This is a genomic window from Alteromonas sp. KUL49, from assembly GCF_006538345.1.
Taxonomy (GTDB): Bacteria; Pseudomonadota; Gammaproteobacteria; order Enterobacterales; family Alteromonadaceae; genus Alteromonas.
Map to the genome: position 1 here is coordinate 299,570 of NZ_BJKL01000002.1, position 25,305 is coordinate 324,874.

18 protein-coding genes and 2 pseudogenes are annotated in these 25,305 nt (G+C 43.9%); 10 read left to right on the top strand and 10 right to left on the bottom strand.

Annotated elements, in window-relative coordinates; translation table 11 throughout:
• Positions 1 to 9 precede the first annotated feature (9 nt).
• Together EYS00_RS04545 and lpxL are read right to left on the bottom strand one after the other, a co-directional pair.
• Positions 10 to 627 carry a TcpQ domain-containing protein gene (locus EYS00_RS04545; RefSeq protein WP_130635373.1) on the bottom strand — a complete coding sequence of 206 codons (618 nt, stop codon included), beginning with the start codon at positions 625 to 627 and terminating at the stop codon, positions 10 to 12.
• Between the two features lie 85 nt (positions 628 to 712).
• The gene (gene lpxL, locus EYS00_RS04550; protein WP_130635374.1) at positions 713 to 1,642 is read right to left on the bottom strand and encodes an LpxL/LpxP family Kdo(2)-lipid IV(A) lauroyl/palmitoleoyl acyltransferase; all 930 of its coding nucleotides are present in this window, start codon (positions 1,640 to 1,642) and stop codon (positions 713 to 715) included.
• Between the two features lie 339 nt (positions 1,643 to 1,981).
• Between lpxL and EYS00_RS04555 the strand changes: the two are divergent.
• From EYS00_RS04555 to EYS00_RS04570, 4 genes and pseudogenes are all read left to right on the top strand, one after another.
• Positions 1,982 to 4,232: pseudogene (locus EYS00_RS04555) on the top strand (acyl-CoA dehydrogenase).
• Between the two features lie 242 nt (positions 4,233 to 4,474).
• Positions 4,475 to 6,511: a bifunctional diguanylate cyclase/phosphodiesterase gene (locus EYS00_RS04560; protein ID WP_130635375.1), complete on the top strand. Its 2,037-nt coding sequence runs from the start codon at positions 4,475 to 4,477 to the stop codon at positions 6,509 to 6,511.
• 6 nt (positions 6,512 to 6,517) lie between these two features.
• The gene (locus EYS00_RS04565) at positions 6,518 to 7,102 is read left to right on the top strand and encodes a thymidine kinase (RefSeq protein ID WP_130635376.1); all 585 of its coding nucleotides are present in this window, start codon (positions 6,518 to 6,520) and stop codon (positions 7,100 to 7,102) included.
• A gap of 12 nt (positions 7,103 to 7,114) precedes the next feature.
• On the top strand, positions 7,115 to 8,632 hold the full coding sequence (locus EYS00_RS04570; protein ID WP_130635377.1) for a tryptophan halogenase family protein: 1,518 nt from the start codon (positions 7,115 to 7,117) through the stop codon (positions 8,630 to 8,632).
• On the opposite strand, the gene upp is transcribed toward EYS00_RS04570, so the two are convergent.
• Entirely contained in the window at positions 8,633 to 9,262 is a 630-nt protein-coding gene (upp, locus tag EYS00_RS04575) for a uracil phosphoribosyltransferase (RefSeq protein WP_130635378.1), read from the bottom strand.
• A 37-nt stretch (positions 9,263 to 9,299) separates the two neighbouring features.
• Positions 9,300 to 9,536 carry a helix-turn-helix domain-containing protein gene (locus EYS00_RS04580; protein ID WP_130635379.1) on the bottom strand — a complete coding sequence of 79 codons (237 nt, stop codon included), beginning with the start codon at positions 9,534 to 9,536 and terminating at the stop codon, positions 9,300 to 9,302.
• A gap of 378 nt (positions 9,537 to 9,914) precedes the next feature.
• Between EYS00_RS04580 and EYS00_RS04585 the strand changes: the two genes are divergently transcribed.
• Entirely contained in the window at positions 9,915 to 10,946 is a 1,032-nt protein-coding gene (locus EYS00_RS04585; RefSeq protein WP_130635380.1) for a hypothetical protein, read from the top strand.
• Between the two features lie 182 nt (positions 10,947 to 11,128).
• Here the strand turns inward: EYS00_RS04585 and EYS00_RS04590 are convergent, their stop codons facing one another.
• On the bottom strand, positions 11,129 to 11,644 hold the full coding sequence (locus EYS00_RS04590; protein ID WP_242618646.1) for a WbuC family cupin fold metalloprotein: 516 nt from the start codon (positions 11,642 to 11,644) through the stop codon (positions 11,129 to 11,131).
• Between the two features lie 283 nt (positions 11,645 to 11,927).
• Positions 11,928 to 13,259, bottom strand: coding sequence for a serine hydrolase (locus EYS00_RS04595; protein WP_130635381.1), 1,332 nt, complete (start codon positions 13,257 to 13,259; stop codon positions 11,928 to 11,930).
• Between the two features lie 332 nt (positions 13,260 to 13,591).
• On the opposite strand from EYS00_RS04595, the gene EYS00_RS04600 reads away from it, so the two are divergent.
• Together EYS00_RS04600 and EYS00_RS04605 are read left to right on the top strand one after the other, a co-directional pair.
• Positions 13,592 to 15,016, top strand: coding sequence for a mechanosensitive ion channel family protein (locus EYS00_RS04600; RefSeq protein ID WP_165399305.1), 1,425 nt, complete (start codon positions 13,592 to 13,594; stop codon positions 15,014 to 15,016).
• A gap of 133 nt (positions 15,017 to 15,149) precedes the next feature.
• Complete coding sequence (locus EYS00_RS04605) at positions 15,150 to 17,711, top strand: bifunctional diguanylate cyclase/phosphodiesterase (RefSeq protein WP_130635383.1); 2,562 nt, start codon at positions 15,150 to 15,152, stop codon at positions 17,709 to 17,711.
• 28 nt (positions 17,712 to 17,739) lie between these two features.
• On the opposite strand, the gene EYS00_RS04610 is transcribed toward EYS00_RS04605, so the two are convergent.
• Positions 17,740 to 19,332 (bottom strand): ABC-F family ATPase, encoded by a 1,593-nt coding sequence (locus tag EYS00_RS04610; RefSeq protein WP_130635384.1) that lies wholly within the window; start codon positions 19,330 to 19,332, stop codon positions 17,740 to 17,742.
• A 205-nt stretch (positions 19,333 to 19,537) separates the two neighbouring features.
• Between EYS00_RS04610 and EYS00_RS04615 the strand changes: the two genes are divergently transcribed.
• Positions 19,538 to 19,798, top strand: coding sequence for a hypothetical protein (locus tag EYS00_RS04615; protein WP_130635594.1), 261 nt, complete (start codon positions 19,538 to 19,540; stop codon positions 19,796 to 19,798).
• Between the two features lie 12 nt (positions 19,799 to 19,810).
• On the opposite strand, the gene EYS00_RS04620 is transcribed toward EYS00_RS04615, so the two are convergent.
• Positions 19,811 to 21,247 (bottom strand): sulfatase, encoded by a 1,437-nt coding sequence (locus EYS00_RS04620; RefSeq protein ID WP_130635385.1) that lies wholly within the window; start codon positions 21,245 to 21,247, stop codon positions 19,811 to 19,813.
• Positions 21,248 to 21,325: 78 nt separating this feature from the next.
• Positions 21,326 to 22,131, bottom strand: a pseudogene (locus tag EYS00_RS04625) (crotonase/enoyl-CoA hydratase family protein).
• A gap of 195 nt (positions 22,132 to 22,326) precedes the next feature.
• Here EYS00_RS04625 and EYS00_RS04630 point away from each other — a divergent pair.
• Positions 22,327 to 23,367 carry a hypothetical protein gene (locus EYS00_RS04630; RefSeq protein WP_130635386.1) on the top strand — a complete coding sequence of 347 codons (1,041 nt, stop codon included), beginning with the start codon at positions 22,327 to 22,329 and terminating at the stop codon, positions 23,365 to 23,367.
• 47 nt (positions 23,368 to 23,414) lie between these two features.
• Positions 23,415 to 24,626 carry a hypothetical protein gene (locus EYS00_RS04635; RefSeq protein ID WP_130635387.1) on the top strand — a complete coding sequence of 404 codons (1,212 nt, stop codon included), beginning with the start codon at positions 23,415 to 23,417 and terminating at the stop codon, positions 24,624 to 24,626.
• Between the two features lie 60 nt (positions 24,627 to 24,686).
• Here the strand turns inward: EYS00_RS04635 and EYS00_RS04640 are convergent, their stop codons facing one another.
• Positions 24,687 to 25,238, bottom strand: coding sequence for a YkvA family protein (locus tag EYS00_RS04640; RefSeq protein ID WP_130635388.1), 552 nt, complete (start codon positions 25,236 to 25,238; stop codon positions 24,687 to 24,689).
• Positions 25,239 to 25,305 lie beyond the last annotated feature (67 nt).

Below are 25,305 nucleotides of genomic sequence, written 5' to 3' on the forward strand. Positions count from 1 at the left end.
AATAAGCGTCTAATTCACTGTGCTGCACTCGTCGACTAAGTAAGGAGTTGCCTCAGCAGATACGACTAATGAACGCTGTTGCGAACACAAGTAAACTCTCACATCGCCTTCGAAGCTGCTATTGATCCCACTCGCTATTTCGGCAAGAGAACCCGCCACCGTATTGTCCATTTGAAATTGATGTTTGATGACGAAATCTTGGTTAAGATTCCAAATTACCTGCATCCCTTCGGCGAGTGCGTAAGTGGATATTGCTTCTCGCAACGTATTTCCCGCTTTGAACGAACGGTTCTTGTGTTCACCCGTCCAACTCTCTTCCACAGGTCGAGTGCGAGAAGACATACTCTCTAGGCGTGCGTCCAAGTTTGAATCAACACCCGCAATGTCTAACACAAAATCCCCAGTTGGCTCTTCAGCAGGATCGGTGGCCGACATGCGAAACTCTCGATAAAACTCGCTCAACCCAGTTGAGACTGATCGCTGTTCAGGCTCACCATCAGGAAGCGCAGGAGCGTCATCCTCTCTCAAGTAAATGAGCACTCCAGCAACGGCAACCAGCATGAATGCCAAGGTCAAATGGCGTATCCAGAACATGGAACGCGAAAAGCCTTTGTCACTATTTATCATTACAGATCACCGATTTGAGTCTCAATCACTATACGTTAACTAACTCACCTTCTCTACACAATGGGTAATTAGTTGAACCCTTCAACTACTTATAGAGAGATTCTGGGCTACTGGGTGGACGAGTTTTGAATCGCTTGTGCATCCATAGATAGCTTTCAGGTTGTTCTCTCACTATGGTATCGATCTCAGTATTTAGGAAGGTTAACGCATCTTTATCTTCCATCTCTCTAAGCTTGTGCATCGGCGGATAAAATTTAACCTTGTAGCCAGAGTTGGTGTATTGCGATGTAACCATAAGAGGTACGCACTGTGTTTTTCGAATGAACATCATAGTGGCTGTAGTGGTTGCTGTTTCTTTAACACCACCGAAAGGGACAAAAATACTTTGTCGCGGTCCATAGTCTTGATCAGGAAGGTACAAACACATTTCATTGTCATCGAGAGCGCGAATAAGTGCTTTCGAATTGCGCTTGTGAATCATGTATTTGTTTGAACGATTACGTCCGTGATACTGGAGGTAATCAATCAGTGGGTTATCGTGCTTACGATAAAACGCAATACTCGGATGTGTATAACCTAACCCTCGACAAGCAAACTCCAAATTGACATTGTGCAATGCTAAACCAAATACACCGCCATTCGATGCCAGCGCATTTTTCACATTCTCATAGCCTTCAACTTCAAAGTGGCGTTTAACTCGCCAGTCAGGCCACCACCATCCCATCGCCGTCTCGAACAAAGCCATTCCAGTGCGGCGAATATTTTCATCTAGTAACGAATCTACTTGTTGGGGCGATAAGCTAGGATCCCACAATGCTATATTTCGGTGAGCCACCATTACTCTCTTCTTAGCGAGCTTTCGGAGAAGAAAACCTACGCTTCTTCCAAGTACACGGATGAGTGGAAAGGGAAGCCAAGTAATAAGATAGAGTATCGTAGCACCCAGCCAAATCGGCCAATACTTGGGTAAAAAGAAACTCATTTTGAATTGAGGGGGCTTTACTGCTGCCGACAAGTGGGGTGTCCATCCTATGTTAAAAGTGTGTCTATTCTACCTAGCCTCTTCGCTTGCGTCGAATTGAGTGTTAATAGAATTCACGAGGAATGACCAGACGTTCCCTCGCTCAGCGACTTGGTTTAAAACGCTCAACACGCAACATATCAAAATATTTTCACACCTAACAAACAATTAATGCACATAAAATAAACATCAAAATCATGATGTTACTGATTAAAAAAAGTACACCACAATCGTAAACGACTGATATAAATAATATTTTCATAAATTTTGATCTTTTCTCTTTCTGTTGTACTATAAAGACATACAACTGGTCAGATGAGCGGATGAGTAATTATGAGTATCAGAACTAGCTTAAAGAAAGTACTACCACCAATTTCTGTAACAGAGCAGGAAGCGCTTGATGCGGGAGATGTTTGGATTGAATCTTCAATCTATCAAGGCAAACCTGACATGCAGGCATTGCGTGATATTCCTCAAGCAAAGCTGAGTGCTGAAGAGCAAGCCTTTATGGACGGTCCTGTCACAGAACTATTGGGCATGATCGACGAATATGAATTGAGTAATGAAAAACACATTCCTCAACACATTCTGGATTTTCTGGGTTAAAAACAGATTCTTCTCGATGATCATTCCAAAGAAATTTGGTGGCCTAGAGTTTACGCCTTACGCTAACTCAACCATCGTGGCTACTATCGCTGCGAAAAGCGGTGCTATTGCGGTTACAGTTATGGTGCCTAACTCACTAGGTCCTGGCGAATTGCTAATGCACTACGGTACGAGCGAGCAGCAAGACTACTGGTTGCCACGCCTAGCTGACGGTCGCGATATTCCTTGTTTTGCACTAACTAGCCCAGAAGCAGGATCAGATGCAGGTGCAATTCCTGACGCTGCTATCGTTACCAAAGGCGAATACAACGGCGAAGAAGTACTCGGCCTTCGTGTAAGCTGGGACAAGCGCTACATTACCCTAGCACCTATTGCGACTGTACTTGGCCTAGCATTTAAAGTATTCGATCCAGACCAACTACTCGGCGACAAGTTAGAGCTAGGTATTACCTGTGCGCTGCTACCAAAAGCTCACCCTGGTGTAGAACTAGGTAACCGTCATGATCCTATGGGTGTTCGTTTCTACAACGGTACTACTCGCGGTCAAGATGTTTTCATTCCAATGGAATTTATCATCGGCGGACAGAAAAATATCGGACGCGGTTGGCAGATGCTTGTAAGCTGTCTAGGCGCGGGTCGAGGAATTTCACTTCCGGCGATGGGTGTTGCTACTGCACAATCTGCATTCAAGAGCACAGCTGAGTACTCATTTGTACGCGAACAATTTGGATTACCTATTGGTCGCTTCGAGGGTATTCAAGAGAAAATGGCCGACATTGCGGGCAAAACATTCTTGCTCGAAGCTATGCGTGTCCTAACCACTGAAGGTCTGGGCCTAGGTGTTAAACCATCAGTAGTGACTGCGATTGCCAAATATCATATGACCGAACTAGGTCGTGATGTAATGAATTCAGCTATGGATATTCAAGCGGGTAAAGCTATTCAGCGTGGTCCTCAAAACACCTTGTCTGAAGGTTATTCTGCACTACCTATTGCAATCACAGTAGAGGGTGCAAATATCCTAACGCGCAACCTGATGATATTTGGTCAAGGTGCTATGCGTTGTCATCCTTACCTTAAAGAGATGGTTGACTTAATCCATAGCAACGACAGCGCAGCAGACAAAGAATTCAACAAAGTATTACGCAAGACTGTTGGTTTCAGCGTGAATAATGCCTTCAGAAGCTTGGGTAAGAGTTATTTACCGTTCTTACGTGGCAGTGATTCTTCACTACCTGAAGTGGTTAAACATGAAAAACGCCTAAACAGCATTGCTGCTAAACTTGCTCCACTGGCTGATCTTTCATTGGCAGTACTCGGCGGCGACCTGAAAAAGGCAGAATTGCTATCTGCTCGCTTAGGTGACGTAATGAGCTACCTTTACGGTGCAATGGCCGCTATTCGCTTCTACGAGCAACGTGTTGAAGACAGAAAGTTAGCCTTGCCTTATTTTGAGTATGCAGTCCAGTGGTCATTGCAACAAGCAGATCAGGCAGTTGTGAACTTCATCAATAACTTCCCGAACACAGCAACCCGTGGTTTGATGCGCCTACTGACAAACACTTATTCAAGCAGTGTTAAGGGTATCAGTGATAAGCTGGTTACAGAGCTTGCAGCAGCATCGATGCAGGATAACAGCGCTAAAGATCAAATTACGCATCTAGTGCGTCCGATGAACGGTGACGGAAACGACATCAACGAGCAAGCGTTCAAAGCGAAACATGCCGTTAAGCATCTTCTTGGTAAAGTGCAAAAAGCACTGCGCAAAGAACCTGTTATCCCGTTTATTTCATTTGAGCACGCACTTAACAAGCTATTGGAAAAAGGTGTTGTAACTGAACAGGAAGCAGCTCAGCTGCTCGATTACAACGAGAAGCGTAAGCTAGCGGTTCGCGTAGACGAATATACGTTCGACCTGGAAATTCTGCCCGCTTCAGCAACATTAAAAGCGGTGGGTGGCAACAAAAACGCCGCTTAATCACATAGTTCCAACCATGCCAAAGCCCTGTTAGCTCGTCTACAGGGCTTTTTTTATAACTGTCGATTATTATCTCAGCTATAACTGTTAATTTTTGGTAAATTAACCAAACAAGCTGCTAAAGTTACGATAGGGTTTGTTGATCTTTGCTGTACGTTTTTGCAGCGAAGTGTACCGCAAAGGTCAGCAGCCCCTAGCCAACAAGGATTTGTTTTAACCAAGAAGTATCGACAAAGAAGAATATGGCGAAAGCAAACATCACTGCACTGTTTCATAAAAAGAAAGTAGCTACGTCTCAGCATATACAACGTGACCTTGTAGATATGCTATACGGAAACGCAATAGCAGGTATCATGGTCACTATTTTGGTATTCACAGGCCTTACCTTTGGGTTTGAAACTCCCATGGTACAAGATCTAAAACATACCTTTTGGGTAATAGTCATCATTGTTGCGGTGGGCAGACTTGCTGACACAGGTTATTGGTATCTCCGCCTCAAAGGAACCGACTACCCACCACCTTCTGCCAAACTTCGTTTTTCTATTGGGGTCATCCTGACCGCGATCATGTGGTGTGTTTACGCCATAGGTCTCTACGAGAACATGGCACTACATGAACTGGCGGGTACCATGATTGTGCTTGCAGCGATGGCCAGTGGTTCTGCCACAATACTCGCTCCGAGCAGAGTGCTCGTAACGATTTACTGTACTTTGTTACTGATACCTTTGAGTATTGTGATTCTCTTTGATAACCAGCACCAGTTTTCGGTACTAGGGATTTTGGGGATAGTGTTTTGGGCCGCGTTGATAAGTAGCGCTTTTCGCTACAATGCGTTCTTTGAGAATACAGTTGTACTCAAACAGAGTAATACAGAACTTGTCGATCAGATGACCAAAGAGCGTGCAGAGATCGCTGAGGTAAACGCCAAACTTTTAGATTCTAACAATCGATTAGACCATGCTAACAGTACGCTAGAAGCCGAAGTAGAAAAACGCACCAGTGATATTCTCCGCCTTTCCAATAAAGACCCACTCACAAACCTGCTCAACCGCAGTGGCTTTTTAAAACACTTAAACAGTCTGGTTGAAACATCGAGTAGCCTCGAGAAGAACTTCGCAGTGTTATTTATCGATCTCGATGGCTTCAAGCAAGTCAATGACAGCCTAGGCCATGAAATAGGCGATATCGTACTGGCGAACATTGCACAAAGACTCTCCCGATATTGCGAGGATGGCCATTTAGGGCGCTGGGGTGGTGATGAATTTGTTGCTGTGGTTCCATATGCTACTGAAGACACCGCAATGGCAGTGGCCCACGCAATGCGAAATGGCGTTACAGTGCCCATTAGCGCCAATGATAACCAAGTTAATTTAGATGCAACCATTGGTATCGCCCTATTTCCCACTCATGGAAAAGACGCACTGACTTTGATTCAGCATGCTGACTTAACCATGTATGATAAAAAGCGTGAAGGAAGTGGCACGATTGGTGTATTTAATGAAATCTTGCACGCTCAAATAAGGCTCGAGCAGAGCAGACGAGATAAACTCCGTTGCGCGATAGAAAACAACGAACTTACGGTTTATTACCAGCCAATCATTCATACTGACACGTTAAAGGTCGCTTCTGTTGAAGCGCTATTGCGATGGGAGTGTGATGGTGAGTTTGTATCTCCGGCGGAGTTTATACCGTTGGCGGAAAGAATGGGCTTGATCAATGACATAGGTCGTTGGGTCCTTCATCGAGCATGTATAGATGCGTCCCAGTGGCCTTTTGAAGAACAAATAGGCCTTTCGGTTAACGTGTCAGTGATTCAGCTTATGGATGAGAGTTTTATACGCACACTCGACAACGTGCTCAAAACTACGCCAATATCTCCTGAAAAACTCTACTTAGAAATCACGGAAAGTGTTTTCACTACCAATGACAAAGATGCAGTGAAAAGAGTTAACGACATTAAGGCCCGTGGTGTACAAGTGTCTATCGATGATTTCGGTACTGGGTATTCGTCACTGAGTCGTTTACAATCTATGGATTGTGACTTCATTAAAATCGATCGTTCTTTTGTTAAAAATTCAGACGAAGGAAACGATACGATTTTGCGAGCGACGGTACTTATTGCCAATGAATTTGACTGTAAAACCGTTGCCGAAGGTGTTGAAACTGAAACACAGATCGAGCGATTACGAGCACTTGGCACCGATTTTTTCCAAGGCTTTTATTTTGCTCGCCCAATGAACAAAAACGATTTTATCGATTGGTATAACAAGAATAACTAACGCATTATGGCTCAGCTTTATTTTTATTATTCTGCAATGAATGCAGGTAAATCCACTTCTCTTCTACAATCTGCATACAATTACAAAGAACGCGGGATGAACGCGCTTATCTATACAGCTGCGCTTGATGATCGCTATGGTGTGGGCAAAGTCACTTCTAGAATCGGTCTTCAAGCCGATGCAAAATTGTATAGCAATGACGACAATTTATTTGCTTCAATTAATAGTGAGCACACCAATATGTCACTGGATTGTGTTTTCATTGACGAAGCTCAGTTTTTGTCTAAAGCACAGGTAATGCAACTAGTAGAAGTAGTAGATGAACTTAACATCCCTGTTTTGGCTTATGGCTTGAGAACTGACTTCCTCGGGGAGACTTTTGAAGGTAGCCATTACCTCCTTGCCTGGGCGGACAAGCTTTCAGAGTTAAAAACCGTATGTCACTGCGGCCGAAAGGCGAGTTTTGTTGTTCGTTTAGATGAAAATGGCAATGCAGTTAACAGTGGTGATCAAGTGCAAATCGGTGGCAACGATAGATATGAATCTATGTGTCGAAAGCATTTCAAAGCATTAGTTTGGGACAAACAATAGGACGTTACCTCAGTGCAACCTCACAGAATCGTAATCGCTGGCGGTGGTACCGCAGGATGGATGGCTGCAAATCTTTTTGCGCACCATTGGAAAGACGCTTGCGTTGAAATCAGCCTCATTGAAGCACCCAACATCGGCATCATCGGGGTTGGAGAAGGATCAACGCCAACGTTGAAGCGTTTCTTCTCTGATTTAGCGATTAGCGAAGCTGAGTGGATGCCTAAGTGCAACGCCACCTACAAAACTAATATACGCTTTGAAGGGTGGAGCCCCAAATATGCGCCCAAGGGATATAGTCACCCTTTTTTCGGGCAACTCGATACCTTCAGTGAACGTGCATTTCATGTGAACTGCCGTACTCGACGGCTCGGACTAGACGTTGAAACTCAACCGGATAAGTTTTTGTTTGCAGGTTATCTCGCTAACCAAGGATTAGCGCCGGTAACCCCTGATAACTTTCCTTTCCGTATTGAGTATGGTTACCATTTTGACTCTGGATTGTTAGGTAACTTTCTCAAAGACCGCGCGGTTACCCAAGGTGTAAACCATATCCAAGCAGAAATTACTGCAGTCGCTCAACATCCCGATGGCAGCATTAAATCTCTTGAATGTGACGATGGTCGAAGTATCGAAGGGGATTTATTTGTAGACTGCTCGGGGTTTAAAAGCTTGTTGTTGCAAAGTACGTTAAAGGTACCTTTCAACCCCTTCGCCGATAATCTCTTTAATAATGCAGCGGTAGTACTCCCTACTAGCGCTTTTAAAGACATTCCAGTTGAAACTAAGTCTACTGCCCTATCCAATGGGTGGTGTTGGCAAATCCCATTGACTCACCGAACGGGTAATGGATATGTGTACAGCAATCAATACCTGAATAAAGACGCTGCTGAAACCGAACTAAGAGCACACTTGGGCTTATTAGATGCAGATATAGAAGCCAGACATTTAACCATGAATGTAGGCCAGTGTGAGCAACATTGGGCCAAGAACTGCTTAGGGTTGGGGCTATCACAAGGCTTTATCGAGCCGTTAGAAGCAACGGCGCTCCATCTTGTGCAAATAGGTATTGAGATGTTTATCCGTGATTACCAAGCGGGAGATTTTACATCGAAGCATCAGGATAAGTATAACAGTGCAATGTCAGAGCGCTTTGAGCGTGTTCGTGACTATATTGTTGGCCATTACAAACTGAATTCCAGAGAAGATAGCCAATATTGGATAGATAACAGAGAGAACAACGCTATATCAGATTCCCTGATTCAACTACTCAATACTTGGTATCAAAAACAAGACTTAGTAAAAGAAATCAGTCGTCAGAACATCGATGAACATTTTAGCGCGTCGTCTTGGCATTGTTTACTCTCGGGTTACGGTTTGTTTCCACCAAAAGCCAACAATCAACCCGAAAGCCTTAAAGAACAGGGTGACTTATACAGAGATAATGGGCTAGAAGCATTTTTTGAAGGCTGCGCTTTGAACTTTCAATCACATAACAATGTACTTAAAGCACATACTGAGGGAGCACGCTAATTAGCGTGTTCCAAAAATTTTATCACCAGCATCGCCAAGACCCGGCAGTATGTACCCTTTGTCGTTTAACTTCTCGTCAATAGCTGCCGTAAAAATATCAACATCAGGATGACGTTCAACCACCGCTTTGATTCCCTCCGGTGCTGCAACTAAAAACAAACCAAGAATTCGCTTACACCCTTTTTGCTTCAATAATTCAATGGTCGCCATGAGTGTTCCGCCGGTGGCGAGCATAGGATCTACAATCAACGCGGTTCGCTCGTCGATATTTTTGACCACTTTGTCAAAATAGGCGACGGGTTCAAGGGTTTCTTCGTTGCGATACAAACCCACAACACTTATTTTGGCATTAGGAATTAGGTTTAATACACCATCTAGCATGCCGAGTCCCGCTCGCAATATAGGCACTACTGTAATTTTCTTCCCTTTGATTTGCTTGATCTCTACTGTCTCTCCAGACCAAGTCTTTGTTTCAGTCGATTCTGTAGGTAAAGCGCGAGTCGCTTCATAGGTAAGAAGATTACCCACTTCCGACGCTAATGCTCTGAAATCTTTACTGCTTATTTCACCATCCCGCATTAAACCAATCTTGTGTTGAACCAAGGGGTGGGTAATCTCATGAACCGACATTATTTACGTCCTCTACTATTTCACACATGATGATGTATCAAGCAGCATTGTGTTCTGCAACCGACAGCGTGTCACCATCGGGTAGTGTGACTTCCACTTTTAAACTGCCACCAACCGCTGCCAGATACGCTGCCGCGCGATGCAAGGGCACATCTTGGATACGCTTTGACTCTAGTTTACTCACCCCAGATGCTGTCACACACAATGCCATTGCTACGACTTCCTGCTTTACACGGTGTTGCTTTCTGATTTCGCCTAACGTTAACTCTCTCATTATAAACTTGCCTCAAGTTTTGGGCATAAAAAAACCCAGATAGTTTAAACTTCTGGGCTTTTGCAAAACGTTTCCTGCGTGCCCAGAGCCATTAATCGCCCCTGAACACCACGGTCAGGCGCAATCAATCGGTAAAATTGTAAATGTACGGTTTGGCTACGTTTCGCATGGGAATTCTTCCTAAAAAATTAATTGGCAGAACAATCTCTGCACATTAAGTATCCTTCACCATACCATTTTAATAAGCAATGGCAACTACTTTCCATTTTGGAAAGGTGTGTAATTTCAACTACGACAGACTGGCGTGCGTCATAAATATCGGATGATACTCTCTCGGTTTGTGGGTATAGTGCCTTGATTGAAATGCAAGGAAGAACAATGCGTACACGAGTCAAATTTCGATTATTCTATCTACTGTGTATGGCCGCCGTATTCGGCGCTGGTTTTACTTTTATGCCAGAGGCATTGAGCACTAGAGCTGATAAGGTCTTAACCTACGGTTTTCTCACTGCTTATTTTGTTGCGCTACCTGCCCTTTATTGGTTTTGCGTCATCGTCAAAGGCGAAGAGAAGCGTTGGAAAATCATTATTCCACTGAGTTTGGGAACGGTTATCGCCCGCTATACTTTGCCGAGTGCACTCGCCGAGTACTTTGACTTCATCAGCTACGTTCGATACCCGATTATCGCGATATTACTGCTGATTGAACTCGCCGTAATTGCACACGTGGTGTCAATGTTGTGGAAGGCACGTCACATCAAAGGGGATCCACGCGTTAAAGCGTTATCTTCACTCACAGAAAGTGAAGACAAAAAGCGTTCCCTTGCCTTAATGATGGCAGCTGAACCTGCATGTTGGTACTACATGATCCCCAAATTTAGTCGCAACCACACGCCAAAAATTACCGATGTAGCAACCCTCAGTAAATCAGGTGTTTTCATGTTGTTATTGCTCGCTGCTACACTGATTGCGAGCGTGGGCTCTTATTTGGCTATAGTCAATTTGAGTGAGCTAGCCGCTATTATTGTGTCGAGCTTGATTTTGTATAGTGTCTTCTCGGTAATAGCGAATTACAGAATCGCAAAGCATTACTCGATTTATCTCTACAATGACCATCTTGTCATCAATGATTCGTTCTTAAATCTTCTACTTGTTCCATTAAGTGACATAAACTCAGTGAGCCAAGGTACGTGGGAAAAGAGCAAGGAAACAGTCACAATTGGGCGTGGAGACGTTGCCAACATCAAGATAACCTGCACTAAGCAAGCCCAATGGCACACACTGATGGGAACTTTTTTAGAGCATCCAGAAACCATCCAATTAATAGTTTCCGACCCTCAAGCGCTTATTGATACGCTAGAAACGCAGCGAATCAGCAAGCAAGAACAGAGTGAAATGACCGCTGCTTAGGGAGTAAGCCATCGAATTTAGTGGAACCGTTGGAATTCAGGGGGGAGCGATGGAGTTTTTACCGCACGCCGTAAACACATCCCTGTGGGCTCGGCTTCGGCATCCATGCCTCAGACGGCTGTAAAAACTCCATCGCTCCCCCTACACAAGACTATATACATCTTCTGCGCTTTGTGTGCTGATTACACTGAGGCACTCTCAGGCATAGATAATAACTGACCAACTTCTGCAGTTTTTAACGTCTGTAAAAACGCAGGCACACGATTGTCGCCCTCAGGTGGTGACCACAAAGCGAAGTTCTTATCTTCGGTGATCTCATACGGCCCCTGCTTTACCTCTACGAATGTTACTGGTTCATAGCACACCGTTGCATGCCAAGTATTGGGAGGTATTTCTACACCAAAAGTTTCCCCTCCCGCTTCCAAAGGAATACGCTCGGTGAGTGTGCCATCCTCTTCGAACAGTAAAATATCCAGCCGCCCAGACACTACCATGAAAAATTCCCATTTGTAGTCTTGCGTATGACGATGTGGTCTTACATAAGAGTCAGGACACATAGAAATAAATAGTCGCTGTACTGCATCTTGATAGTGAGGGTGAATGTTTTTATTCGCGCGCTGCCTAGGACTGTCCTTTGCACTTTTACTCAGTGCGTTAATCATTTGAGCATCGAAACGCAAGACACTTTCATTTTTCACTATAAATATGCTCCCTGTTACTAACCCTTAAGCAGTTAGCTTTATTTTGCTAATTCAAAGAGAAAACAATGCACTTTTTACAGCCGTCTGAGGCATGGATGCCGAAGCCGAGCCCCCAAGGACGGGTTTACGGCGTGCGGTAAAAAGTGCATTGCTTTCTCTACATGACTTACTCAACGTCTATTGCCTTCCCTCTAACAATACTAGAACGTTTATGCCACGAACTTTGATTAATGTAACCCTTTAATTTCGATGAGTATGAATTACCACATGTTTCGCCTATTTAATTTTTAGACATTAAATAGTCCGCAACGGCTTGGTAAGCAGGTAACGACGTAGGATCAATCTTTGAATTGGCTGAGACAGGAAACGAGGCTAAACGCACCAAAACCATTTCTGCGGTAGGGTCTATGTAGACTGTTTGACCATGTACCCCTCGGGCAGCATAAGCACCATTGTCGTTGTGAAAGATCCACCACATACTCTGGTAGCTACCACCAGCGAGCGTTGTGAATCCACCTTTGGCAAAAACTTCCTTATCTCCTCCTCGACGGATTGCATCAATAGCCTCTTCGGGTACTAGCTGCAAGCCATTGACTTTACCGTCATCTAACATCATTTGCCCCAAGCGCCCTAAATCTCTTAGTGTTGCACTAAGCCCACCACCTGCAAATGCAGTACCGAGACCGTCTACCGTAATATAAGCATCATTCTCAACACCGAGGTGATCCCACAAATAGTGATGAACTGCATCTTCAAATGCCATCCCTGTCGTTCGCGCAATTATCCACCCAAGAACGTCAGAATTTACCGTCTTGTACCCAAAGCCATCACCGTGAGAGCCTTTTTTGCGAACGGTTTGTAAGTATTCAAAATATCCCTCGGGTCCATCATAATCCGGAGCTTTAGGCATGGGGCTCGCTGCTTTGCTGTAAATCCAAATATCGGCATTTGGATCTGCGTAGTTCTCGCTGTAATCCAAAGCCGTAGTCATATTCATCACTTGACGTACCGTAGCATCACCAAATGCAGAGGGTGAGAGTTCGGGGATGATGCTACTCACCAACGCTGTTTCATCCAGTTCGCCGTTGGATACCAGTATCTGAGCAATCAACCCAGTGAAAGACTTCGTCATCGACATTGCAGCATGAAGGGTATGCTCTGACAAACAACCGCTGTAGTACTCGTAGACCACTTTGCCTTTATGCAGGATAAGCAACCCATCAGTATAGTTTGCAGACAAGCTTTCTTGCCAAGTCATATCGTTATTGCTATTCATCGGAGAAAAAGTCACACGCTCAATACCACCATCTAGCGCGTATTCGAACGGTATCGCAAGATATGGATTTCGCCTTACTCGAGCCGTAGGCAAAAGCTCTCTTAAGTGACAAACAGACCAGCGAAGCTTGGGAAAACTAAAGTAATTACTGTCTGGCTGCGTAATTCTTAACGATGGCTCGGGCGGAAAACCAACCATCCACCCCATATTTCTTGGATCAGACGTTTCGTCATTTAATGGTGAGCCTTCAGAAGCTACAACATTTCCGGAAGTGATTAGTAAAATCAGTAGTGCTAAAAAAGTAGAACGATGAGGTTTGTTGTCCATGAATTTCATACGCTTCTTGTTGATCCTTTCTGCCACGATATAGTTTAGAAAAGTGTAGGTAACTTTTTTGATCTTTTGTCATTACGGTTTGGATGAAAGTTTGGATGTTCTATTTTCACCTTCTAGACTAATGGAACGAAAGTCAGAGCGATTAGCGTGACGAGGAATTTATAATGCGAGTAAGGATTACCTGTACCCAACTGCTAACCATCATTACGCTCTTAATATTTGTAATTGTCTCTAAGGTTAGCGCTCAAATACCGACAGTTCAGCCGATCAATGAGTCACTCATCACTGATCAAGAATCCCCTAGACAGGCTGTGGAAAGGCTTTTGAGTAGAATGAAAAACGTTCAAACGACGCGCCTGGACGGTCTCTTTGACAAGCGATTTGATGAATTTTATCAACGCCATCAACTCACCGCAGTTAAAGCTGCATTTCCGCAACTACTTGACGAATACGTGAGTATGCCGCCCATTGGGCTTATCTCAAATCGCCCTGAAGGCACTCAGGAAACTGGTTTGGAATACAATTATGAAAAAGTCGGAGATTTTGACCTGCCGGATCGTATCGTCCCCTTGCTATTGGTTCGTATCACAAGAGACGACGGTACGTCGCAGTGGTTGATTGCTAGAGAGACAGTTACACAACTGTTTAGAAATATGCCCACGCAGCACAAAGCGCTTATTTCTCAATGGCTACCAGAATTACTAAAATCATCTAGCTGGCGAGGCGCCCCCTTAGGACAGTGGATAAGCGTACCAATACTTGCCACCTTGTGCTACTTCGTAAGCGTAGTGCTCTCACTGCTGCTTAAATTCTTCGCAATCCGTATCACTCGAATCCATAAAAGCCCGACTGGCAAGGCTCTATCAAAGATATTAGTCCAACCCATTAGCCTAGTAGTAGCGGTGATATTATTTAGCTCGCTGCTGAAATACTTAGGTGTCTCCATAGTACTGCGTCAAACCTTGAGCTTTTTCACCACAAGCATACTGTGGATTGCCCTTTTTATGGTTTTATGGGCACTCATTAACTATTCAGCTACACGCAGTGAAACCTACCTAAGAGATAAAAATCGTGTAGGTGGTTTATCTATCCTGATATTTACCCGCGCAAGTGCCAAAGTACTCCTTGTTATCGTTACTGTGATTGTGCTGCTGAGTAACGCAGGCGTTGATGTAACTACCGGGTTAGCGGCACTTGGCATAGGTGGTATTGCCCTAGCGCTGGGTGCTCAAAAGGCAATTGAGAACCTAGTTGGAAGTATCATTATCATTATTGATCAGCCAATAAGGGTCGGGGATTTTTGTAAGGTGGGTACGCTACTGGGAACCATAGAACAAGTTGGGCTTCGCTCTACACGAATACGGACTCTCGACGATACCTTAGTAACATACCCCAACGGGCTACTGAGTTCTGAACAAATTGAAAATTACACAAAACGTCGCAAGTTTCTTACTCGAACAACGCTCAATTTACGCTATGAAACCACAACATCAAATATAGAAAAACTTCTGGTAGCCATGCGTACACAAATTTCGTCGTACCCGTTTACAGACAAAGAATCGATGCGAGTGCGTTTCATTGGTTATGGCGCGTGTTCGTTAGATGTTGAAATTTATGTTTACATCATTGCAGACGATTACAGTATGTTTTTAGCGCTTCAGGAAAAGCTTTTACTATCTCTTGCTAGAATTGTTAAAGAGAACGACAGTGGCTTCGCATTCCCATCGCAAACTGTTTACTTAACAAGGGATAAATAGTCTGATGTAAGCCACGAATAACATTACAAAAAATTCACGAAAACACCTTCGTGGTGTATACTCCGGCACCATTGTGTATCGTTGGTAATAGCGAAGTTATTGTCCTTACTTTAAGGGTTGTTATTGTAAAAATATGTTGAAGTATACCCCCCTGTTTTCCGCAAAAGACTTTTTGCACATTTGCGAAGAACAGCGCGAGCACATCGAACAAACATTACTTGCGCTTAACGATACTCTGCAATTAGATTACCTTTTTCTCTCCGTCGTTGACGACGATAAATCAAACGCAACTACAACAATTACCCTGAATAACAACAAGATTATTGAGAACTTTAGCTACCCACTCGCACAGTCGCCTTGTGATAACGCAATCACTGGTACTTATTGCGAATATCTTGATGTTGCCAAGCATTTTCCCATGGACAAACTGCTCACTGACATGGGTATTAAAACCTATGTCGGCACCTCACTCCTTGATACCGCTGGGCATCCGTGTGGGCTACTTGTGGGTTTGCAACAACAAGACAGGTCATTGAATGACGTCGAAAAAGCGCTGTTCACACAAACCGGCGAGTACCTCGGCGTTTTTTGTCAAAAATCATTTTTTGAAAATAGTGCCAATGAGCGACTCACGCTATTTGAAGCGGTTGAACGTATAGCTAACGTAGGTGCATGGCAACTCGAACTCGCTACCGAGACTCTGTTCTGGACTGAAGAAGTGTATCGCATATACGGGATGCCAGTTAATACGCCTATTATCAAAGACGAAGCCATTTCCTGTTACAGAGAACAAGACGCTCAGATTATTGCAGAACGTTTGGCCACGCTTATATCTACTGGGAAACCATACAAAGAAGAACTTCAGTTCGTCGATACTCAAGGCCACGCAAAATGGGTCCGAACCACTGGCTATGCCGATAGAAACCATCATGGAGACATCGTTACGGTTTACGGTACTTTCGAAGATATATCCAATGAACGCCAAGCGTTACTCGCGCAACAAGCACGTAAGAATCGCCTTGAAACAATACTAAATAACCTCAATGATGCAGTTATCACCATAAATGAAAAAGGCATCATTAAGCACTGCAATGTAGTCGCACAAAAAATATTTGGATACGCCGAGAGTGAATTACTTGGTAATCGTATCAATCTTCTTATGCCACCACCCTATTGTGATGAGCACGATAGGTATCTCGAACACTATCGACAAACCGGTGAAGCAAATATCATTGGCAAAGGTAGACAACTTCCTGCGGTGCGAAAAAACGGTGAAATTTTTCAAATGGAGTTGGCGCTAACAAAAGTTGAAAAAGAGAGTGAAACCGAATTCATCGGAATTGTTCGCGACATTAGTGAACGTATCTCCGCCGAAGATAAAATCTACAATATGGCCTATACCGACGCAATTACGGGCCTGAAAAATCGCCGTTGGTTCGAGCAAGAATTACGAGACGAACTCAAACGTAACGAGCGCCTTCCGAAGTACATTGGTCTTATCGATATCGATGGTATAGCCCAACTTAATTTAAAGTATAGCGTTGATATTGGCGATGAAGTCATCAACACGGTAGGAGTTACGCTAGCCACTCGCTTGCCTTCTAATTTCAAGCTGTATAAGAATGGCGCCGACTCTTTTTATATCTCTTCCGCCAACGACGACATCACCGACACAGAGTGGAGCCAACTACATCAAGATACAGTACAGAGCCTACTCAGCGAAGTTATTGTTCAAGGAGAGGATTACCAAGAGACTATTACATTCTCTCTAGGTAGTATGATTTGCTACCCGCAGCATGAGAGTTTCGAGAGTATTTTGGATTCGTTAGAGTACGCGCTATCCACTGCAAAAGAAACCAAACCGAGCGGAGAGTGCTTTCTCACTGCTGATGCTTTGAAAGGCTATCGTCGAAAGAAAGCTATACTAGCAGCCCTTCACAGCGGAAGTGTATTCGATGAACTCTCAGTTGTTCTACAACCCCAATACGATTCAAAAAATAGCCTTTGTTCTTCCGAAGCATTGCTTCGCTGGTATTCATCTCAGCTAGGCTTTGTCAGTCCTGCGGAGTTTATTCCATTAGCAGAGGAAAGTGGCATAATCATTGCCGTAGGCGATTGGGTACTTGATCGCGTTTGTGAACTATTGAGTTCACTTTATCAGCAAGGCATACAAACCTACGTTGCCGTAAACATTAGCGCCAAGCAAATTATCGCTGATGATTTTTCAGACAAATTACTAGACTGTATTCAGCGTTGGTCTCTGCCCCCAACGGCATTGGTTATCGAACTCACTGAGACCGCGTTAGTAGCAGATGTGGATGTTGTTAAACAAACCATGCAGTATCTAAACGATCAAGGGTTCAGCTTCTCTATTGATGACTTCGGCACCGGCTACTCTAGCTTGGCCTACCTGCAAGTACTTCCTATCTCTGAAATAAAAATCGACAAGTACTTCGTTGATGACATCATCGACGCCGACGCTCAACATCCTGCATTGATCGTAAACGTGGTTTTAGGAATGGCAAAAGCCCTTAATGTGAGGTGTGTAGCGGAGGGCGTCGAAGCCTCAGAACAAGTAGAATACCTCAAAGCCAGAGGTTGCGAGATTTTTCAGGGGTATTACTTTGACAAGCCATTGCTCACAGACGTTTGGCTAGCAAAAATAAGCAAACAGCATAAAGCTAGTGGTAAGTAGGTACTTACCACTAGCTCAAACATTTATTTTACTTAGCATTCCTATGTGCTAAGAATTCGTCGTAAGTACCTTTAAAGTGCTCTAGTTGCTTGTCGTGAATGGAGATAACTTCCGTTGCCAAGGACGAAACAAACTCTCGGTCATGACTCACAAAAATCAATGTTCCTTCGTACATTTCTAGCGCCATATTCAACGATTCGATAGATTCCATATCCAAGTGGTTTGTTGGCTCATCCATAATCAGCACATTGGTTTCTTGAAGAATCAGTTTACCGAATAACAGGCGGTTCTTCTCACCACCAGAACACACTTTTACCTGCTTCTTAAAATCATCTGCCGAAAACAGCATACGACCAAGCGTACCGCGGATCACTTGATCATCATCGCCCGGTTTACGCCATTGTGTCATCCAATCAAACAAGTTCATGTCGTTGTCAAAAATGTCATTACTGTCCTGAGGGCAATAACCAAGACTGGCGTTTTCAGACCAATTAACCACTCCAGTATTGGCCTCAAGCTCTGACATTAACAAACGAAGGAAGGTAGTCTTACCCACACCATTCTCGCCAACCACGGCGAGCTTAGCACCAGCCTCAAGAATGAGGTTGCCGTCGTCAAATAAGGTTTCGCCGTCAAAGCCATGGCCTAAGTTTTCAAGGACAAGCGCTTGACGGTGAAGCTTCTTTTGTTGATTAAAGCGAATAAACGGGTTCACTCGGCTTGAGGGCTTAATGTCTTCCAACTTGATTTTGTCGAGTTGCTTAGCACGAGACGTCGCTTGTTTTGCTTTTGATGCGTTTGCAGAGAATCGCGCAACGAACTGACGTAGCTCTGCAATTTGTGCCGACTTCTTCGCATTCGCTGCCATCATAGTTTCACGGGCTTGGGTGGATGCCAGCATGAAATCATCATAGTTACCTGGATATACGCGAAGCTCACCATAGTCGATGTCCGCCATGTGCGTACATACTGAATTGAGGAAGTGTCTGTCGTGCGAAATAACGATCATGGTTGATTTGTAATCGTTAAGAATATTTTCTAGCCACTGAATTGAGTCAATATCCAAGTTGTTGGTTGGCTCATCGAGTAGAAGAATGTCCGGCTCTGAAAACAGCGCTTGTGCGAGCAATACACGTAACTTCCAACCAGGAGCGACCTCGCTCATCAAGCCGTAGTGAGCATCCTGTTCAATACCTGCGCCAATGAGAATTTCACCAGCACGGCTCTCCGCACTGTAGCCGTCCATTTCGGCAAACAACGACTCAAGCTCAGCAACTTTAATACCGTCTTCTTCACTCATTTCTGGAAGACTATAAATACGATCCCGCTCTTTTTTAACGTCCCACAGTTCTTTGTGTCCCATGATCACTGTATCGATGACGGTAAATTCTTCGAAAGCAAATTGATCCTGATTTAGTTTACCTACCCGATCGGTAGGTGTAATCGATACATTACCCGACGACGGTGCCAAACTGCCATCAAGAATTTTCATCAGGGTAGACTTACCACAACCATTAGCGCCAATGAGTCCGTATCGGTTGCCGTTACCGAACTTAACAGAGATATTTTCGAATAGCGGTTTACTACCAAATTGCATAGTAACGTTAGATACAGTGATCATAGAAATTCCAAAGGTTGAAGCAAATTGAACTGAGGACAAATATTGAAGCGTGCACTATATAGACTACGAAAAAAAAGTCTATGCGTTAGGTGAAAAATAGCACCATGATCCTTTAATGATCTGCATCAATAGGGTAATAAACAAAAAGGAATATAATAACTATCTAATATAGAGGATTCGTCAGACTTCTTTCCGGAGGCTTATGATGAAAGACAAACAACTTATTACTCTACTTAAAGGGATAATGCTCACCGGTATAATGCTAATCTTGGCGGGTATTTACTGTCATAACTTCAGCGAAACCATCGAGAGCATGGGCGTTACTGGCATTGTAATAAGCGCATGCTTGGTTGCCGTAGGCATGATTATGAGCCTGCCAACCAAAATGTACCTGACTTTTATTTTAGTAAAGCACGAGCAGGAAGAGGATGCTCGTGCAAAGTGTCATAAAATGAGTGAAAGTTAAACGCACTCTTCACTAATTAATGGTATACGGTTCCCGCGAAGCAGCTCGCCTTAGCCCTTCTTCATATAAAGATTGGTAGAAATTGTCACGCTGCTGCTTGTATGGATATGCCTGTAAAAACGGTGTATTAACGTTCTCTACATTCCATTTGTTCCAAAGTTCTGCAAGAGGTTTACGCAAATCATCGCGAATACCAATGAGGTTATTCGACTCATAAGGGTCACTCACCATATCAAACAAGCTCAGACCCACATCGGGCAGACCTTGATTAAGGTATTTGGTTGTCGGCGTTCGAACTGCCCATATATTATCAGCTTCTTCTAAGCGCCAGAACAACGCTTGATGAGGCGACCCAGAGCGCTCTCCCGTGATATAGGGTAACAGATGAACACCTTCCAATTTATCGATGTTACCACCGGCTAATGCTACTGAGGTTGCCGCTATATCTAGTGATGACACCAATCCATCAAAAGTTTGGTTAGGCTTAATTTGGTTAGGCCAATACGCAATAAATGGCACATGTATTCCACCCTCTGTAAGGCTCACTTTTCCTCGACGAAAGGGTGTATTATCCGCCCAGTTTTCCCAACTATTCCAATATTCTGGAAACACTCCCCCGTTGTCAGATAGGAAGAAAATAAGTGTGTTGTCTAGCTTTTCAGATTGCTTTAATGCGTTAACAACCATCCCAATACCTGAGTCCATTGCGTCTACCATCGCAGCGTATATACGTCGATTCTCATCTTCAATATGAGTGTATTTATCGATGTATGCTTGCGGGGCATGGAGTGGAGCGTGAGGTGCGTTGTAGGCCAGATACAACATAAAAGGGGTATTGGTATTTGTCACAAATTCTGCCGCATCACGACTCAACGCAGTAGTTAGGTATTCGCTAAATTCTGCAGTCGCGCCATTTCGCTCGAGAGGCACATGATATGGCTCGGTACTTGTCTTCACTGAATCTGGGAAATAATCATGTCCGCCAGGTAAAAAACCATAAAAATAATCAAAACCATGTTTGTTGGGATGGAAGTTAGGATGAGATCCCAAATGCCACTTTCCAACAATTCCCGTGGTATAACCTACGTCTTGTAGACGCTCAGGAAAGGTAACTTCTGAGGCGGGCATTCCTGAAAACGGATCATCTGGTGAATGAGCTATGTTAATTTCCATTCCAAAGCGAGCTTGATGTCGACCAGCGAGTAACCCTGCGCGGGATGGGCCGCAATATGGGTGAGTCACATACCCATTACTAAATATTACGCCCCCAGCAGCCAATGCATCGATGTTGGGAGTATTAATTTCATTAGAGCCAGTAAATCCAACATCGCCATATCCCAAATCATCGGCGAATATAACAATAATATTTGGACGGCTATCTTCAGAAGCACTAGGCTTGTTGGCGAAAACAATAACGCTTAAAACAATTAAAAAACAGGCGATTTTCATTCGTTAGCATGATGAGTGGTTGTTTCAATAAACACTATGCTAACCCAAACATTCAAAATTGTTAACAATTAAATGAAATCAAAATATATACGGCGTTTCCGGTTTGCCTGTTTCTCGCTTTACTGCAATTCGCTGATTTTTTCCGAGTAATATTTTGACTTGATTAAGGCTTTCTTTAGCTAAGATTTTGCGACCTTTTGAGCACCAAATCTTGTGATACATACCTTTTATTATTCGAATGGCATCCGGAGAGCGATTGAGTAGTTTATTTGCGAGCGCTTCTGCTGCTTTGATGGGGTCATCATCTAAGTGAGTCACAAGCCCAATGGCCTGTGCTTGAGTTGCATCAATCACTTCACTAGTCATGGCAAGCTGCATTGCGGTATCTCCGCGTACACATTCCGACAATGCCAGTGTGCCTCCCATATCGGGAATAAGGCCCCAACGGCTTTCCATTATCGCTAGAGAACAATCATTCGATGCTACTCTAAAATCAGCACCTAGGGCAATTTGCATACCCCCGCCCAACATTTTCCATGTAACACGGCGATTACGGGTACGTTCAACCTGCGCCATCCAACAGTTACCCGCTGTGCCAAATTGGCATTCCCAGGCAACCACTTAAACAACAAGCGCAGTGCGCTCGACGGTTTTGTGAGAATCGACTTAACGTCCAAGCCGGAGCAAAAGCTCTCACCTTCACCACTGAGAATAACCACCCGAATCGATTTGTCTTTTCTCACTTTTTTGATGATGCTATCAATCGCAAGGAACATCTCGAAATCTAGCGCGTTGTGCTTTTCTGGACGATTCAGGGCAACGTATCCAATATTGTCTTTGACCGTAAGTGTAACTCTTGAATCAGGCATAGCAATTTCCTTCATTATCACTACGGAACCCTATCAGATCGAAGAATATGGCACCACAAAATACACTTCAGCCAACATTGTGAGAAATGATGACCATCAATAGCTGTTCGTTATGCAAACTCAGCGACATAGAATTTGAACAAAATTTGAATATTATTGAGTTAACCATTTAATATGAGGTTATAACAACAATATCGCGTGTCTAGTTTTATGGAAGAATCATCATTACAACGATTGCCCAATGCATTGGGTAGTATCAAGACATTATTGTCGAAACGATTTCAAGCACTCACCAAGACACGTGACGAAAAAGATCCATCTCAGTCGTGGTGGCAGGCATATAATTTCTCTCAACTCTGTTATTTCGCTGCCTGTTCTTTACTCGCAATTCAGGGTTTCTGGGCTGAAGAAGTCAACATTATCGTCCCTGGCTTTATCGCACTGGTTGGGCTAACACGAGAACTGCTTGGGCTGTTTCACTATTTATGGTCTTACTCGCTAGGTAAGGCGGCCATATTGATCCTTTATGCAACCACTGCAAATGTGGCGCTTGCCTTTGCGGCCATGCAAATTAATTTGATCACCGGCGTGGAACCAACGCCTTTCGTTTTTACTCTCGGCTTTACTACGGTTGTAATGCTTCCTTTTTGGATAACCGTAGCTACCATCTCTTTCTTTTTCATGTTTATGATTGTGGCCAATCTTTGGCTGCTACTTAGACTTCCTTTTCGTTTGCTCGGATTCAAGCCAGCTATTCATTGGGAAGATAAAAAGCACCCATTCGTCACTATGATCATGCGAATTGTGCTGATACCTGTGGTGATGATATCGCTGGCAACAGTAACCTCTCCGTATTTTGCCGTTACCTTCGGTAACATACCGATAAATATTAACTTTCTGGAGGAAGATGTTGCCCTTATTGATAACAATGGAAATATTTCTACAGACGTTAGTGAATTAACAACACCACAACAACAGGCCGCAATGGACGAAGCTCAGGCCATAAACGATACCATTGGCTCTTTTCAGGCTACCAATGAAGAGAAGGCTAAACTCATCAGAAGATTTATTGCTCACTTCTTGTTTTACTTCGAATCTTACCCCAACAGCGCGTGTATAAAGACTACAGAGCAGCGTTCAGTCATTATCGATGAAAACATGGTGCTACTTATTAGCCCCGATGAAAGCGGTGAATATGGCTATAAATTCGACGTAACGCGCTGCGAACCTAGGATAACTGTGGAACTATAATCCAGACTTTAACGTATTGACCAAATACACTTTAAGGAAGGCTTACCATGGTTTTACGCAGCACTAGCAAGCTTCTCGCTTTCGCTGGATTATTTCAACTGTTTACGCTGAGTTCAGTTAATGCCGAAACAGGTACACTAGTTGACGTCGAACAGTATCCAGAGGCACAAGCGAGTCATCCAGTACCACAATTTAGTGTTGATGCAAGTTGGCCAACCTTGCCTGATACATGGTTGATTGGTCAGGTCCCCGGCTTAGCTGTTGATAAAAATGATAATGTATGGATTCTACATCGACCAAATTCATTGAGCAGGCTAGACCTCGGCCTAACCAACAAAATGGGAAAATGCTGTGAATCTGCACCACACGTTGTGCAGTTTTCTCCTGAGGGCAATGTAGTTAACGCATGGGGTGGCCCGGAAATATCACCTACTATTGATGGTGAAAATCAATGGCCAGCCACCGTACACGGCTTGTTTGTCGATAACGACAATACCGTATGGCTAGGTGGAAATGGTGAAGGAGACCACGTGGTACTTAACTTCACTCAATCAGGAGAATTTATCCGCCAGTTTGGCCAACGTGGAGACACTGCCGGTAACTTAAGTGAATCGGCATTGGGCAACCCCGCCGACATGTTTCATAACGTGAATACCGATGCACTATTCATCGCAGACGGTTATATCAACAAACGCATCATGGCATTTCACACAGAAGATAACTCCTTCAACCAATTCTGGGGGGCATATGCGACAATCCCCGGAGGCGGAACTCGCGAAGGCGCATTTGACGTATCTCAAGCGACTGCCAATGCCGAAAACACAAGTATTAGGGCAGAGAATTTCGGCGACATTGTTCACTGTATTACTCAGTCTACCGACGGCAGAATTTATGTGTGTGACAGACGTAACAATCGTATTCAGGTTTTCACGCTTGGCGAAGATGGTAATGCCAGCTTCGTAAAGGATGTCATTGTTGCGGGTGAAACTGGAGGGTTAGGCACTGCATCAGATATTGCGTTCTCGCCCGACAATAAATACATGTATGTCGCCGATATGATGAATGGCCGCATATGGATTTTGTGGCACGAAAACTACGAAGTATTAGGTAGCTTCGGGCGCCCTGGTCGTTATCCGGGACAATTTACTTGGTTACACAGTGTTGAAGTGGACAGCAAAGGAAACGTTTATACGTCAGAGGTGAACACGGGCCGTCGCGTTCAGAAATTTACGTTAACTGGCTTCAGTAAAAATCCGTAATACTCTAAAAAAAAGAGCAACACAGTGTGTTGCTCTTTTTTGAATGACATGACTTTTTAATTACATGATGCGACCGAATACTCTACGACGTCTACTTGTAGATTTATTGCGGCGCAAACGAGAGCGAAGTTCTGTACGCTCTGACTCAAGCCAGCTTTCGCGATTAACACTTGCTTCATCACCACGACGATTTTCTTCCGTTTTACGGAAAGAACAAAATGCTTTGTAAGACTCCAGATCAAGCGACAAATCTTGGATAACCAGCTCGATCATAATAGCGTCGTCGACATAACCAAGGCCAGGGATATGGTCTGGCACTAAATCTTGAGGCTCAGCAAAATATGCCAACGAAGCAAGGATGTCAGTTTTCTCGTCTTCTGGCATTTGCCACTCGTCGTCTTTTACTGCAGTGATAAGCAATTCTAGCGACGATAAGCGCGAACGAACAAACTCTGGAATGTTTGCTTGTTCCATTTCTTCACACAATGCAGTTGCCTTAGCAAGAATGTCTTCTTCTGATAACGACTGGGTTTTTTCCATTGCCGTTTTCATCATCTTACGGAAATGCTCTAAATCGCTCTCGCTAAGTTCAAAACTAACCACTATCGACATTATTAAATCCTTCTTTTGGGGTCTGGTTCGATATACAAACACGGGTCGTATAGGACACGTTAGTGAA